This window comes from Maribacter sp. ACAM166 (assembly GCF_005771495.1).
Taxonomy (GTDB): Bacteria; Bacteroidota; Bacteroidia; order Flavobacteriales; family Flavobacteriaceae; genus Maribacter.
This window is the reverse complement of record NZ_VAUW01000006.1, coordinates 92933-108102: the sequence shown is the minus strand read 5'-3', so window position 1 is coordinate 108102 and position 15170 is coordinate 92933. Positions and strand designations below refer to the sequence as shown.

Sequence of the window (15170 nt, the reverse complement as noted above, 5' to 3'; positions counted from 1 at the left end):
TTAAAAACAAATTACTAATTATGCCTTCAATTATTGTATTTTATTGGCTGTGGACCTCTCAACATAACCTTCAATAATTATATCTGGTTTTAATTCATCAACATAGCGTTCTCCATGACCCCATATATACGTTACTTCAAAAAAATGTAATGAAAAAAATTGAATCATGTTACTTGTAAAAGAGTCTCTGAAAACCAATACTTTAAGATTATTTCCGCAATATTTGTTTCTTGTTATCTTAGTACTTTCAGGGAATCCTTTTATAGGTAAAAACTCTATTTGGTCCTTATTTTCCTTTAGTTCGAATACAGGTGCCTTTTCAAAGAAGTAACCATTATTTACAACACCTAACATCCGAATTAACCCATCTTTTTTAAATTCCGTCCACTCAATATTAAAATCCTCAATGCTTTTAGGATCTATGCCCAATTCATCTTTATTCTCATTAAAAAAATTTTGATACCCTAGAAAGGCCCCATAATCATTCCAATGGGTATCAAACTTATAATAAAGTTGATGATTTACTTTATTCTCAGTTAAAATGGTCCTAGAATCTAATAGTTTTATAGGTGAACTCGTCTGTTTTAAATATTCCAATATTTGGTCTGCTCTTGATATGGTGTCTTTTATTTGGGCATTCATGGTTCTTGGCAAGTACTCTGGGTAAATAGTATGTTTATTGGGCCAAAATGCTAAAAAATATTTTGCCCCTTTTTTATTATAGTTTTCTTTGTTTTTTTCCCACCTATTTACCACTCTCCTAAGTGAATCGTTAGAAAGTAAATTAGAGTTCGTATAGCTCTTAAAAATATGTCCTTTAATCTTATTATAAAAAAGCCAATCTTCCTTTCCAAATTTTACTAATTCTGGATGCATAGAAGACCTAAATAATTTGGTTCTATAAGAACCTCCCCAATTGATTAAATAATTTCTAAAACCAAAATTATCATCAAGATATGTTTCAAATTGTTTTGGATACTTTTCCGACACATTAAATTCTGGTTTAGTTGCCAGTTTTCTCTTTTCCAAATTTTTTCCTGAATCTATTAATTCAAATATATTCTGAAATACTGGAAGGGTTAAAATGATGAAAAAGACACCTATAAAAATAGTTTCTTTTGTTATTATTATTCTTTCAATATTGAAATAAATAAACAAATATAAGACCGATATTACAAACATAGATACCCCAAAAGGATATGCTGTTATACTTTGAGTTTTTAATGCAATTAGCTCCTTGGAAGTTCTTCTTGAACTAAAATAAGGGTCATATATTTGTTTACTCTTACGTATTGCAGACATTCCTTTAAAAGTCCCTTCATCATCTATTTTATTAACATAATTATTTGGTCTAAAAAGTCTGTTAAAACCAGCAACGTCATAAGTGATTTTACTTCTATCTAATAAAAATGTAATGTCCTTAATTAGTATTGGACCTTGAGCTTTATTATTACCTATATCTAATCTTAACCTATTTAAGTTGGTTAATTTTGGTACAATAAATGTAATTTTTTGAAATTCTTTTTTCCCTTTAATTTTTAGGTCTACAGTTTTTTTGTGAGAAAAACCATCTTTTTCAATTTCCTCATAAAATAATTGAAACATATCATCCTGTGCCATCTTTACTGTTAAAACAACCTGTAGATTATTATGAGTAGTGGTTTCCATACTTTTCAACAAAAAGCCTATCCCTATAAAGGCAAGAAAGCCAACAATGGCAAGAATATATTTTTTAATTGTTAAGCTAGAGTTCATAGGTTTAAAATCTAAAATAGATGAATGGGTTATAACTAGATTGAGCCAATTCTATAAGTGATAGTAAAAGCAAAAAAATATAAAATGAACATATTGAAATGTTTTTTGCATTCCTTACATATATATATTCCGTGTTAAACCATAGCCCATTTACTCTTTCTCTGATAGGCATAGAAAAAATTAATGCCAAAACAATCACAATACTCGTGTAAGGGTTTAAATAAACAAATGCCATCTGATTCTGACCAGTAGTTAGACCAAGAAGGCTTTTAATAAAAATAATGCCTTCTGCCATAGTTTCTGCCCTGAAAAAAACCCATCCGGTAAGCACAACAAAAAGCACATATAAATGCTGAAAAAACTTCGGCCAATTATTTGTTTTTAAAACTTTAGCCCTCTCTAGTATTAGGAAAAATCCATGAAAAAGCCCCCAAAAGATAAAATTCCAACTCGCACCATGCCATAAGCCGGTTATAAGAAATACTATTATTAGATTTCTATAAGTCATAAATAAATTACCTCTACTGCCCCCTAATGGGATATATAGATAGTCTCTAAACCATGTAGACAAGGATATGTGCCATCTTCTCCAAAAATCTTGGATAGAATTTGATATATAAGGGTAATTGAAATTCTCCTTAAAATTAAAGCCAAGCATTTTACCTAAACCTATGGCCATATCTGAATATCCAGAAAAATCAAAATATATCTGAATAGAATAACAAATAATTCCTAACCATGCAGAACTGGTTGATATTTCTGACGCTGACACAGAAAATACTTGGTCTGCAAAAAAAGCAGCATTATTTGCAATAATGACTTTTTTAGCAAGACCACGAACAAATCTTATTATTCCTTCAGAAAACAGTGCCGTAGTAATCTCCCTCTTTTTTATTTGTTGGTCTACATCATGATACCTTACTATAGGACCGGCTATAAGTTGAGGGAAAAAGGAAATGTAGAGCCCTAATTGTAGAAGGTTTTTCTGTACTTCAGCTTCTTTTCTATACACGTCTATTAAATAGGATATTCCCTGAAAGGTAAAAAATGAAATACCAATTGGTAAAAGTATACTAGGGTTATCATAATCAATGTAAAGACCTAGTTCTTGAAGATTAGATATAATAAAATTTGCATATTTATAATAAAATAATAGCGCTAAATTTCCGAAAATGGCAATACTAAGGACAATTTGAGAAGTTTTGTTGTTCTTTTGTAAAAAGTATGCAATCCCTAAGCCGGAAATATAATTAATACTTATTGAAGATAACATAAGTAAAACCAGTAAACCTTCTCCCCAAGCGTAAAAAAATAAACTTGCAACCAACAAAAAAACATTTCTATACTCCTTTTTCAGTAAAAGGTTGATAGTTAAAACAAGTGGTAAAAAAATAAAAAGGAATATTGTAGAGCTGAAAACCATTTAAAATCTATTCGCTATTTGTTTTTAGTAGGTTGAACAAAAATATGCAATACAGAATATAATTACCGCATGAATTCTACTTTTTGAAGGATACCTCTTATTCCGTTATTTCAAAACAAAATTATCTTTGCATAAAACATCTTCAATTAGAGAAATTGTTCTTACTTCTTTTCCACTTAAAATAATGTGAATTAAAAAATACTTTCGAGGATAAACATAACTTTTTATATTGTTAAATAACAAGATTTCAGTGGCCCTTTAAAAAAATGACAAAAGAGAAGTATTTCTTATGAGTCATAATGTATCCTTCAATTATTACAAGTGGTATTCCGAAAAATTCAATTCCTCTTTTTTAAGTTCTGATTATAAATTTAACGGTTTTTTATGAGCCATTGCTTAGAAGTCACTAGGGTAATTTATCTGCGGTGAAATCTTCATTATAGGACCCAAACAAAAATTCAGGTTTGAGGCTATCCTCGACAAAAGTACTGATACTGTATACAGAATCAAGTTTTTTTTAAAACGGAAATCGCTTTATATTAAATTTGTAGAGGTCAGTAGTTAAATTCATATCTTTAATATGAATAAAAATAGGGATAATATGGATATTTTCAAGGGTCAAAACCTTCTATAGTTTTCTGATCGCTTTAAAACCGATAGTGACTGCAAGCAATATTTGGCAGGGATCAATTGGAACGATGGTTTTAAGTGTTGCAAATGTGGTCATCTAAAATCGCAGATTAGGAAAGATTTCTCCCGTACCTGTAATATCTGCTCGCATCAGGAGTCGGCTACCTCGAACACACTTTTTCATAAAGTCAAGTTCGGAGTCCTGAAGGCCTTTTTCATTGTTTTTGAGATGTCCACAAGTACCAAGAGCCTTTCTGCGAGCTATGTTTCGGTTCGTTTCGGTGTTACGGAAAAGACGGCCCGCCTATTCATGCACAAGGTACGAGAGGCAATGCAGAGCAGTGGCAACAATCCAATGGACGGTATTGTCCACGTTGATGAATTCGTTCTTGGTGGACGCGAGAAAGGTAAGATAGGACGAAGCTATAAAGCGAAGAAAAAGAAAGCGATAACCGCTGTCGAGCTAACGGAAGAAGGCAAGGTGAAAAGGATGTATGCAATGCATATCAAGGACTTTTCAGCAAGACCCCTACAATATGTTTTTGTTGACCATATTAGCCGCGATGCAACGGTGACGACCGATAAATGGAGAGGTTACGGGCCGATCGCAAAAGCCTACGACATAACGCAGATCGATAGTAATGGCGGAATGAACTTCAAGGCATTGAATACTATGATTCATCAAATAAAATCTTGAATAAGAACAACGTATTCCTGGGTAAGCGATTTTAATATCAATAGATATTTTAACGAGTTCTGTTTCAGAATCAACCGTTCACAGAGTAAGTCAACAATCGAATAACGAAAATGGTCAAAAAGGATAAAGTATACCACAAGCAAATTATATGCAACTAAATACTGACCTCTATAATTATTTATCGAATCTAGAGGTGTCCTAAGACGGGTAAGCCTGAAAATCAGCTATTAACACAGATTACATTCTTTTATTTTCTTCTTTTACAAGAATTAATTGTTGTTTTTGAATACACAAGTATAAGCAGAAAAGACAATACGTATAAAGGTTTAGAAGTTTGTAAAGCTGATTCTGTTAAAAACAGAAAACTTGTTGCAAACAAAAATATTATTAGATTTTTGTTTTTATACTGTTTTGTCTTATGTAAGACAAAAACCAGGCCAAGCATAAGCGCAAAAGAACCAATAAACCCTAATTCTAAAAGATATGTCAAATACTGATTGTGGGAATGATTAAGCTCCAATACCGGCAAACCAATATTGTCCTTGCCAATATAAGCTGTTTGTAACATTTGATTTGATTGCCCTACACCGTGACCAAGAAAGGGATTGAATTTTATAACCTCCCAAGAATTTTGCCATAAGATGGCCCTACTTGAATCAATGCTTTCTATTTTTAAAAATAAGAAAAAGGAAAAAATGCCCAAAGCAGCAGTATTTACAAGCAAGCGTAACCTATAGTTTAGAGATACTAAAACGTTAAGCAAGACAAGCAAATAAATAATGAGGCCTATACGAGTAGCTGTAATCAAGACAAAGGCAACCAAAAGAATATGGTAAAGACAGACCACTGTTCTATTGACCTTTTTTTGCTGATAAAGCTCGTGTAGAAACAATAGCCCAATTATTGCAAAAAACGAAAGAAACGCAGCATGGTCATAGTAGAGCCATCCTCTAACATCTCTACTATATAATTTAATATCATGAAAATAATCAGTGAGTTGCAGTCCATATAATTCATTGAACCAGTATAAAAAACCAATGCCAGAAGTTATTACTATGGCATTAATGACGGTAAAGGTCATTATGTAATATTTATATATCTTCTCTTTGGGCATCCGAATAGTAGCGCCAATTATTGCCCATAACAAAAGCCCCAATTGCATGTCAATATCAGATAGGTCAGATGGTCTTCCAAAAAATAAGAGTACACAGAAATATCCTAAAAAGAGAAATACCAACGGTTTAGACACCAATTCTCTTTTGTTAACTTTGGTGTCATAGAGCCCATAAATCACTAAGAGTATGGCAATAAATGTTGTCCAAGCTATCTTTAATGGTATGCAAATAATAAAAATTAGACACAAGATTTCTGTAATATTAGGTGTTGTTTTTTTCTTAACAAGGGTAAGATATAATATAAGTAAAATAATAAAAGGCGTCAATAAAAACAGGGCATACTCTTTTTTGTCTATGGTGATTTCAACCAATGGGGAAAAGATTATATAGGGATCAAAAGGTGATATTTCTCTTCTAAAATCTATTATCCCATTCCCTTTATCTAACAATACAGAAGGGCTTGTATTAAAAATTTTTTGAGCCAACTTATCTTCCCCTATAACAATTGTATCATTGTTAAAATATAGATGTAGTTCTTTGAGTTTAAGTGGGTTTATTTCCTTTTTATTACCAAAGTCTAATCTGAATTTTTTTAACACCCTATCTGAATTGGGTAAATTGAAAAACAATGTGTCTGTAGCGGGACTCAAATCGGTCAAAACATAATCAGAGCTAAATGCTTGGTTGTAGCTATAGAGTAATGAAGCATCAAATGGTGTGTCATTTTCTAAGATGAACTTAAAGCCATAAAAATCATGGAGAAGCTTGTTTTCTATACGACCTAAATAAAAAGAGGATAAAAAGGTAGAACATAAAATTCCCAGAACAATCATCAGGGGAAAATAAGATTCTTTATTACCAAAATTTATCATGTTGACCTAGGTACATTGATTGTTTAGTTAGTTTCTATCTCTTTGTAAACTATTTTTTTATCCTGAAAAAATGCAAAAATTACACAATATGCCAATTGAAAAGATATACCAGTAACAATTAATATATTGGTGAAAATATTTAGAAGAACAATAACCGACAATATAGCGACTGTGGTAATATGGTAATTACTCTTTTTTGGAACCAGAAACAGAATTAAAAAATATATCAATAGATTGGCAACAAATAATAAGTATGGGCCTGCCCAGCTTAAATACGAATAAGATCTCGCATATGTTGTTCCAACGGTTAACCATGGAACTATTCTTACCAAATCTTTACGTTCAATGTTTAAAGGTTCTCCTAAATTTTTAGATATAATTCTAGGTAAATTCTCATAAAACAAAAATCCCTTTAGATCATATTCTTCAACATATTTCTTATTTACAGTATTTTGAAAATTGGCCAATGGTGAAGCAACGTAAAGATATGTCCAGTAATACTCTTTTGGTATTGATGATTCCATGAATTCTTTTTTAACCTTACTCTGTGTGTAAATAAACTCCTCACCTGACCTTAAATTCCCAACAAATCCAAATAGAAAAAGGCCCACAAGAGCTAATAGAATTAATTTTATTTTATTTTTAAATTTTACCTTACCTATATAATGAAGATAAATAAAAACAGAAGTTATTACACCAAACATAATAATACTCCTATTAATAATTAATAGGGCTGGAACGTATAAAAGAAGATTATATATTAAAATCTTTTTATTCCTATTAAACATATAAACCGCAAAAGAATGGGCAATTAAAAAAGAATTAAATGATATTAAAATTCCGTGTAAAATTGGTATTCCAAACTCCCGGTAACTAATTCCTGATCTTCCAAGTAGCGTAGCAATCAAGGGAATGTCTCTTTCAAATAAGAACTCCACAGCGTACAGGATAGAAATAATATAAAAACAGATTTTAATTAATTTATGATCTGTTGTAGACACCGTTCTCCCAATCAATTTCAATCTACCTACTATTATTCCAACGAAAAAGAAGGAAATAAACGTTATGGTAAAAAATAATTTCATTCCTACAGTCAAGTCTGGGTAGATGTCTGACCAATTAAACGTGTATACTATAAAAGTCAGAGCGAAGCCTAAGACATATATATAAAAAGGGTTTTTTAGTAGTTTGAACATCGCTAAAAGACAAATTTTTTTTATTCTACCGTTTAAGCTAAATATATCTTGTCATTTGAAAACTAGAGCTTTTATTCTATAATGCCTAAGTTTTCCTTTAAAGCAAGTACTAGTGAAACGTGATTGTCAAATTTAATACTATTTCCAGCGGCATCAATTTGTTCTGTCATATTATTAGTGGCATCGGGTCCTTGAATAGACAGAAAAAGATATTTAAAGTCTGGAGTGAAGATGATTCCAGTAGGTTCAGCGCCCAAAGGGGCAATACCGAATAACTTTACTCTTGGATTCTCTTGCGTATGTCCTTCTTCTATCACCCATATATAATTCTTTGAACCATCTTGTAAAACCTACAATTTACCCTCTTCGTCAAAAGCTAGATTATCATACCCAATTTCCCAAGAAACCATGGTCCCTCATACTTTATGAGTTATAGAATATTCCATAGCACCTACAAAAATTTCAATACAAGCATTAAGCCCATTTCACGGGTCGCTATCTTGAAAACGATATACTTTGTTCTCTGGCTTTACCGCAAAATATACCATTCCATCCGGGCCTATTTCCACATCTTCGATACCGCCAAAAACCTTAGCGCCAACTGCAACGCTCTTTGCTAGTGTTGAATTTCTTTCTTCTATTATACTATTATTCAATTGTTCCGAATTACCTGTCCCGTCTTTACCGCCTATATACAAATAGGGTTTTCGAGAACTTAAATCTTTTTCCTTGTCCGTAACAAATTTATAGAGATAACCTGAGTTAGAATCCGCACTCTCATATACCGTTTTTAAATTAGAGTAAACTACTACATTTTCGTGTGCAAAATTACCTAAAGCCCATCTTTTATCAGTAACCATTTTTGTTACAAGGTTAATTTCAACAGCCAATCAAAAATCATTGTATCCATCACTATTTTCATCTACTTCTTGTATTCTTTCTTCACAAGAAATTATTGTATTCCAAGGTGTAACAGTACCTGAACAATTATTTTTGGTTCCCCCGATACTAGAAAAATCAACTACCACAGATGCAGTAATATCCCAAAGATTTGAATTTGAATTGAAACTAACATCTAAAATGGATACCCCTCCCGGACTAGTTTCAGAATTAACGCTTAGGCACCCCATTAGCACTGCTTTTATTGATTGGTACATACCCCGTGAAATCATTTCTTTGAGGTAAGGTTCCTCCATCTGTCAACAGGTCTCCGGCCTCAATTATTTTTTGAAAGGTATGTGTTTGATGGATAATAAAGTCTGTGGTTTGATCAGAAGGACCTACAGATATAAATTTACAGATAGCTGTTGTTTCGGCAACTATTACTTGTGTACCACCATTATTGTTTGAACATGAGGTCAAAAAAATATATGTCAAAATTATAAGTGCTTTCTTTACCATAGGTTCCTTAACTCAATTGATTATTATTTTCTTTGTAATAATCTCTTCCTCATTCTCTATACTAAGTACATAAACCCCTTTTCCAACCACTCCTACATCTATGGATGCAAAAAGAGTATTAATCACTTCTGTATTATAAACTAATTGCCCTTGAATATTAAATACATTGAGTTTGGTTAGTTCTGTACTTTTTAAAGCAATAATGAATTCTCCCTGGTTAGGAACTGGATAAACTTTCAAGTCACTAGGCTTTGTTTCGAATGGGATTTCGTTTGCATCTGTGGTCACAAAAATTCTATCCCAACCAACCCCTTCTTCAGTTGCCGATATTCTTAAAGGATACACACCTTCTGGAATATTTTCAAAAGCAACCATTACCCAACTTTCATCGCCAAAGCTATTTGTAACGGTGGTTTCGAGAGAAAATTCATTTTCTAGACCATTGAAAGACACATTTAAACCATTGCTCCCTTCATCTAAGCCAGAAGCGTTAACCCAAACATAATAGGAGCCTTCAGAAAAGGTTACCAAACGATATTCGCTATAGGCATAAGTGCCGGCACCTAAAGGTGCAGTTACTATTTCACCCTCGCTTGCACCAGTAAAATCAAAAAGCTCAGCGCTTCCTACCAAATACCTATAGTCTTCTGCTTCAATATATGTGCTTTCGTTTAACTCTACTGCGGTGTCGCTATAATCATCTACAAAAAATACGGTAATGATATCACTACTGGTTTCTTCACCATCATTAGCCATCAATTTTAATTCATAAACACCTTGATTGCTAAAGGTAACATTAGTTTCTGCACTTGTATTATCATCAAAAATTACATTTTCGCCTTCTGGCCCAGATTCCAAAGTCCATAAGGTTGTTAAACTTCCATTCTGGGGCAAGCCGTCATCGGAAACCTCTGAGGGTAGTAACAAATTATTATTGGGACTCAAAAGTATTTCGTTTTTACCTAATGACACCGTTGGAGCGGTATTAGCCACTTCCTCAATGCCAGTAAATTCCTTTGCTCCTATATCAATACTGTTCCCAGAAATATTAGCTATATATACCGCGGTAATCAAGCCATTCTTACTTGAAAAACTAACGCCTGCATCTATACATAAGCTTGTCGGCTCTAATGTATAATCGGTCTTCAATAAAGGGTTGACAAAAATATTATTGGGGTCTGCCGTTGCATTGTCAAAGTCAGTACCATTGTTGAACAAACAGTTATAATCTGCATAAGAATTGTTGTCCAATTTTTTAAGACCAACCGTTTCATTATTTACGATAATATTATTTAAAACTGCCATATTATTAGCCCCTGTAATACCATAATTGTTATTGTCAAACACATTGTTGTACACCAATACTTCTTCCTCCATGTAAGACCCCTCAAAATCCTCCACCGTATTGCCGCTGCGTGTAGTACCCAAGCCTACCATAGCACTATTACGTATCACGTTATTATGAATTTTAAATTTTCTACCCGAATCACCATCATAATCTATGAGTTGAATACCATCTTCATCTGCGCCCGAGATATAATTGTACCTGATGATGTGCGACCTAAGCGAACCATCATTATTATGTAACCTAATTTCAAACCCATCATCACCAGGATTAATAATAGTGTTGTACTCTGCAATCCAATCTAAACTATTATCGGCATCAATAGCTTCATCACCATTATTTTCAAAGTAATTGTAGGCAAAATAACCCCCCGCACCTTCAATATTTAAAGCATCACTGCCATTATCAAAAAATTTACAATAGGTAACTTTCATAAACTCGCATTCTAAGGTTACTTGTTTATGAGCACCTTTAAAAGTTAAACCGGTACATTCAGCACCTGTAGCTGTTTCAGTAAAAAGAACAAGTGGGTCTAAATTGGAAGGGCCGGTAATAACCGTAGCATCAACATCAGATTCATTACCAGAATTTAAATACTCAGAAGTTATCTTTATGGGTTTATCTACTATTATGGTTTCCGTAACCGTATAGGTGCCAGGTGCTATCAACACTATTTCATTGTCATTTGCAGCATCCACAGCATCTTGAATGGCATCATAATCTTGTGGTACGCGGATTATGTTGGAATTTATATAAGAATCAACCATACAAAGTTCAAATGAATCTAAACAAGCATTAGTTCCTGCAAAATCAAGGATTAGATTTAAATATTCCGACTCAATAGAAAAAGGCATAAAAACCTGTTCCCAGCCATTCGTTTCTGTCCAGCTTTTAGAAGCTATCCGATCTGTATTGCCATTTGATAATGATTTGTAGACCCCACCTATCATACTCTTGTTAGCAGGTACTCTAACCCAAAAACTTAGTAGATAATCTTTGTTTGGTAATAAATCAAATTCTTGAGAAACAGATCCATTAGCAAAACAAAATGAAAAGTTACCTTCATAAGGATTTTCTTGATCCATAATGTGACCATCGTTTGTAAGCCATGCCCCTTCATTACTATTATAAAAAGGCGGTTTAGCATTTATCTCAAAACCCGGTTCTTGTATTACATCCACGGAATCACATTGCCCATAAGAAAACATCATTCCAATAAAAACTATTAGTACGGTACAGGTTAGGTTTTTCATGCTCTAATAATTATCAGCCGCTATTTTAAGATAGTATAACTGTTGGTATCAACTTTGTTAGCGCATTCTGTAGTATACCGCTCTAAAGAAGCCTTATCTTGAAATGCCAATTTTGTAGTATTATTCTTTAATAACCTGCTAAAAACCACATGTAATGAAAAATAGTCATCCCATTTTAAAGGTGCCGGTTTGTACCCAACGCCCATGGTGATGAGTTTGATCATGTTCTCATTATCGGTAAGGTCAATTTCTTTAAGTTTTTTATCCTCCGTCATATCTATCATAAAAGAAAAATCAAAAACCTTGATGTTTCCATCCTCATAGATAAAATTATCTAGTTTAATGTCTCTATGAATCAAAGACAGGGCCTTAAATTCATTTACTATTTTAATGAGTGTACCTAATTTTTCAATATTTTGATAAGCCCACTCCTCATTCAATACTACACCATTGGCGCGTTTTAAAATAAGTGCTTTATAACCGTCTTTTTTTATATATCCCTTGTGTTCAATTAAATGATTCTTTAAATAGCTTTTCTTCCTTAGTTTTTTATAGGCCCTGTTCTCGTTTTTCAAAATTCTGGGCAAATTAGTAAGCTTTATAAAAACTGGATTACCTTTCTTATCTTCTGCGGTAAACAAATACAATTCATGATGCCATTTACTTAGATTAAAGGGTTTTGTTTGATGATACCCGTTCTCTTGGAAAAACCCATTTATAAAGCTCCTATTTTTAATATGGAAAACTAAGTTTTTTATAGTTCTATAAATTAAGCTTAAGTAGTATCTTAAAAACGACATTTTATGGTTTTACATTAAAGATAGGGTGTTCCTTGTGGTACAAAAAAACATTTTACGACCATACCAGTATAACAACTGAGAAATAAAAATCACTACTTTATTTTCCTAATTTTATTCCAAACTTTTTAAATACTTTCTTAATTAGATTTTTGAAAGCTCTAAAGTCTTCATGTTTTTTTCTCTCTTTTGATAAGAGAATCTGTTTTAAAGACGCTATAATCTTAGTGTTGAAAAACACCGTTAAGTCCCTAGGCTCCACATAATCGTAATTATTGCCTATTATAAAAGTATTCAAATCTTTTAATACATCATAATTTAAAAAAGACATGTTGCTATAATTTAAACCTATTTCTTTTGATAGCTGTATTAGCTTTACAACATAATCTACAATTACCTTTTCTTTATGTATAAAGGCATGGTACATTAAAGAATAGAAATAATTTTCGTCATTGGGAACAAACATATTCTTGAATTTTCTACGGGAGCTTAAAATTTGTTGTTCCCACTTAAAGTCATAATAATCATCACCAATAAATCTAAAATCAAAAAATACCTTTTCGCCCTTAATAACAACTAAGTATTGCACTCTTCTTTTATCCTTGTAAGTAGGCTTACCATTAGAAATATCTACTAAAAGACGCTTATTATCCGTTAGTATATCTATATCTGGGTGAAGGTTCTTGAGTTCATCTTCAATGTTTACAAAGTTTCTTAAAACCACATAATTTGCTAATTCATTAAAGGCTAAAAATATTTGATCCAAAGATTCCCAGCCATCAGCTCCAATCAAATCATTAGCAAAAGTTTTTTTTACCCCAACCTCTTTAGAACTCAAGAGCGTTTCATACGTAATGCCAAATAGTAAATAAATATTGCTCTGTGCCTCAGTAACATTGTCTGACCCATGTATTTTGTGTCCTCCACCTGTCCATTCACGATAGCGCTGTTTGGCATCAAACATGTTTATATTTACCGGCTTTATGCCCTTAGAAGTTTCCCTTAGTTCATAGATAGGCTGGTTGTCTCTTACTATAATACAGAAAAAGGTATCTGTTCCACAGTGTTTTTCTTTTGAGGAGTTTTTGGGAAGGTTTTCACCATAAAAACGGGATAAATTTTCTGGAAACTTCTGCTTGGACCACGTAGTGGTTACACATTGTAAAACCTCAAAACACTGACCAATATCTTTTAAGATTTTTTCTTTTTGGTTTAATCCTTTACTCCAAACTATAAAAACATGTACTTCCTTTGCTGCCATTAACCTTCTGATATTTTCAACACTTTTAAATCCTTTTTACCTATTACATTAACCATAAATAGTACACTTACAAAAATGACTAAATCTATACTCATAGAAACTACAAAATGAAGGTTCTCAAAAAATGTAGATTTATGCAAATATGAGAGGAAAAGTCCAATTAGCACAACTATACCTAGCGTAAAAAAATTTTGCCTTCTATACCCAACAAAATTATGTATTTTTTTTAATACTACTATTTGGAGTAAATTAGAACATATCAAAGCTGCTAAAATTGAAATTGAAGCACCAAGATTTCCATAATATTTGGCGCCAAAATAAAGTAAAATCAATCCTATTGTAAATGAAAATAATCTAATATAAAGTTGCCTTTTACTATCCCCTAATGCTAATAAGTTTTGACCCGTAAAACCAAGGGAAACATTAATCCATTGACCAAAGGCCAATATTTGTAATACCTTAACCCCACTAACAAAATCATTAGTATACAATAGCCCAATTATTTCTTTACCGTAAAAAAAAATGGCGCCAAAAAAGACAGAAGCCATTATCATGGTCCATTTAGAAGAGTAACTACTCAATAAGGTAGCTTTAATCTTTTTACCTTTTTGCAAAAATCTACTCATTCTTGGCAAGTACATAAAAACTAATATGGTAAGAATAAGAGGTAATAAATTGCTGATGTTAAAAACGGAATAGTAAATACCTAGCTGCTCTTCTGAAACAAAGAAATTTAAAACAACTTTATCCAAATTTGCGCTTAATATGATAAGGACCGAAACTCCAAACAATGGCATAGTATAGGATGTGTACTCCTTTATTAATTTGCGCTTTAAATCTATTGCTTTAATCTTTTTATAATACGATTTTGTAACCAACAGGTTGAATACAAAAACAATCACAACATAGGCCAAATATATTTGTGCGATATGAACAGACTGGTCAAAAAATTGAAAGTATACCCATATAAAAAGCAGATATGCCGAAAATCCAAATATATCATTTATAAAAACTTTCAGCTTAGGTCTTTCCATTCCACTATAAATACTTGCGTATAAAGTGTTCAGGCTAAAAAAAACTGTTGCGTATAAGAACGGGGAATCAACTCCAAATAGAGAAGGAGCCATAAGCCCTAACGAAACAACTAAAAATGTCATAATAGCTGTTAAAACCAGAGAGAGACTAATTAATATCTTTCTTTTGTCAAAAGAGTGTTGAATTGCCAAAGAACGGATAATTGAGGAATTGAAACCTAGTGTGCACAATGTACTCAATAATAAAACTATGGTAATACCGTACTTAAATTTCCCAAAGTCCTCGACACCCAAATGTGTAGCAAGGTATTTGTCAATTAAAATGGTCAATAGAATTTTGTATAAAGTTCCAGCAGCAATAAGTAAACTTCCTTTGGCCAGACTGCTCACA

10 protein-coding genes and 2 pseudogenes are annotated in these 15170 nt (G+C 32.4%); 1 reads left to right on the top strand and 11 read right to left on the bottom strand.

Annotation, left to right across the window (positions count from 1 at the left end; all coding sequences use genetic code 11):
- Window positions 1-30 precede the first annotated feature (30 nt).
- Together ES765_RS06790 and ES765_RS06785 are read right to left on the bottom strand one after the other, a co-directional pair.
- On the bottom strand, window positions 31-1755 hold the full coding sequence (locus ES765_RS06790) for an alginate O-acetyltransferase AlgX-related protein (protein ID WP_138112547.1): 1725 nt from the start codon (window positions 1753-1755) through the stop codon (window positions 31-33).
- Between the two features lie 4 nt (window positions 1756-1759).
- The gene (locus tag ES765_RS06785; RefSeq protein WP_249356255.1) at window positions 1760-3028 is read right to left on the bottom strand and encodes an MBOAT family O-acyltransferase; all 1269 of its coding nucleotides are present in this window, start codon (window positions 3026-3028) and stop codon (window positions 1760-1762) included.
- A 751-nt stretch (window positions 3029-3779) separates the two neighbouring features.
- Here ES765_RS06785 and ES765_RS06780 point away from each other — a divergent pair.
- Window positions 3780-4663, top strand: a pseudogene (locus ES765_RS06780) (IS1595 family transposase).
- 89 nt (window positions 4664-4752) lie between these two features.
- Here ES765_RS06780 and ES765_RS06775 read toward each other — a convergent pair.
- From ES765_RS06775 to ES765_RS06735, 9 genes and pseudogenes are all read right to left on the bottom strand, one after another.
- Complete coding sequence (locus tag ES765_RS06775; RefSeq protein WP_138112543.1) at window positions 4753-6492, bottom strand: O-antigen ligase family protein; 1740 nt, start codon at window positions 6490-6492, stop codon at window positions 4753-4755.
- Between the two features lie 23 nt (window positions 6493-6515).
- Window positions 6516-7688: an O-antigen polymerase gene (locus ES765_RS06770; protein WP_138112541.1), complete on the bottom strand. Its 1173-nt coding sequence runs from the start codon at window positions 7686-7688 to the stop codon at window positions 6516-6518.
- Between the two features lie 71 nt (window positions 7689-7759).
- A complete protein-coding gene (locus tag ES765_RS06765; protein ID WP_171017251.1) occupies window positions 7760-8005 on the bottom strand; it encodes a DUF839 domain-containing protein in 246 nt (81 codons plus the stop codon).
- 168 nt (window positions 8006-8173) lie between these two features.
- Window positions 8174-8818: pseudogene (locus ES765_RS22250) on the bottom strand (alkaline phosphatase PhoX).
- Window positions 8799-9065, bottom strand: coding sequence for a hypothetical protein (locus tag ES765_RS21700; RefSeq protein WP_171017249.1), 267 nt, complete (start codon window positions 9063-9065; stop codon window positions 8799-8801). Before ES765_RS21700 ends, ES765_RS22250 begins: the two are co-directional and overlap by 20 nt.
- Window positions 9066-9101: 36 nt before the next feature.
- A complete protein-coding gene (locus ES765_RS06750; protein ID WP_138112534.1) occupies window positions 9102-11687 on the bottom strand; it encodes a T9SS type A sorting domain-containing protein in 2586 nt (861 codons plus the stop codon).
- Between the two features lie 20 nt (window positions 11688-11707).
- Complete coding sequence (locus ES765_RS06745; RefSeq protein WP_138112532.1) at window positions 11708-12487, bottom strand: protein kinase family protein; 780 nt, start codon at window positions 12485-12487, stop codon at window positions 11708-11710.
- 97 nt (window positions 12488-12584) lie between these two features.
- A complete protein-coding gene (locus ES765_RS06740; protein WP_138112530.1) occupies window positions 12585-13745 on the bottom strand; it encodes a hypothetical protein in 1161 nt (386 codons plus the stop codon).
- A complete protein-coding gene (locus tag ES765_RS06735; protein ID WP_171017248.1) occupies window positions 13745-15169 on the bottom strand; it encodes an oligosaccharide flippase family protein in 1425 nt (474 codons plus the stop codon). Before ES765_RS06735 ends, ES765_RS06740 begins: the two co-directional genes overlap by 1 nt.
- Window position 15170: the final 1 nt, after the last annotated feature.

Coding starts and splice junctions, on each gene's coding strand:
- ES765_RS06785 (WP_249356255.1), bottom strand. CDS start 3,028: ATGTTATCTTCAATAAGTATTAATTATATTTCCGGCTTAGGGATTGCA.
- ES765_RS06750 (WP_138112534.1), bottom strand. CDS start 11,687: ATGAAAAACCTAACCTGTACCGTACTAATAGTTTTTATTGGAATGATG.
- ES765_RS06740 (WP_138112530.1), bottom strand. CDS start 13,745: ATGGCAGCAAAGGAAGTACATGTTTTTATAGTTTGGAGTAAAGGATTA.
- ES765_RS06775 (WP_138112543.1), bottom strand. CDS start 6,492: ATGATAAATTTTGGTAATAAAGAATCTTATTTTCCCCTGATGATTGTT.
- ES765_RS06770 (WP_138112541.1), bottom strand. CDS start 7,688: ATGTTCAAACTACTAAAAAACCCTTTTTATATATATGTCTTAGGCTTC.
- ES765_RS06790 (WP_138112547.1), bottom strand. CDS start 1,755: ATGAACTCTAGCTTAACAATTAAAAAATATATTCTTGCCATTGTTGGC.
- ES765_RS06745 (WP_138112532.1), bottom strand. CDS start 12,487: ATGTCGTTTTTAAGATACTACTTAAGCTTAATTTATAGAACTATAAAA.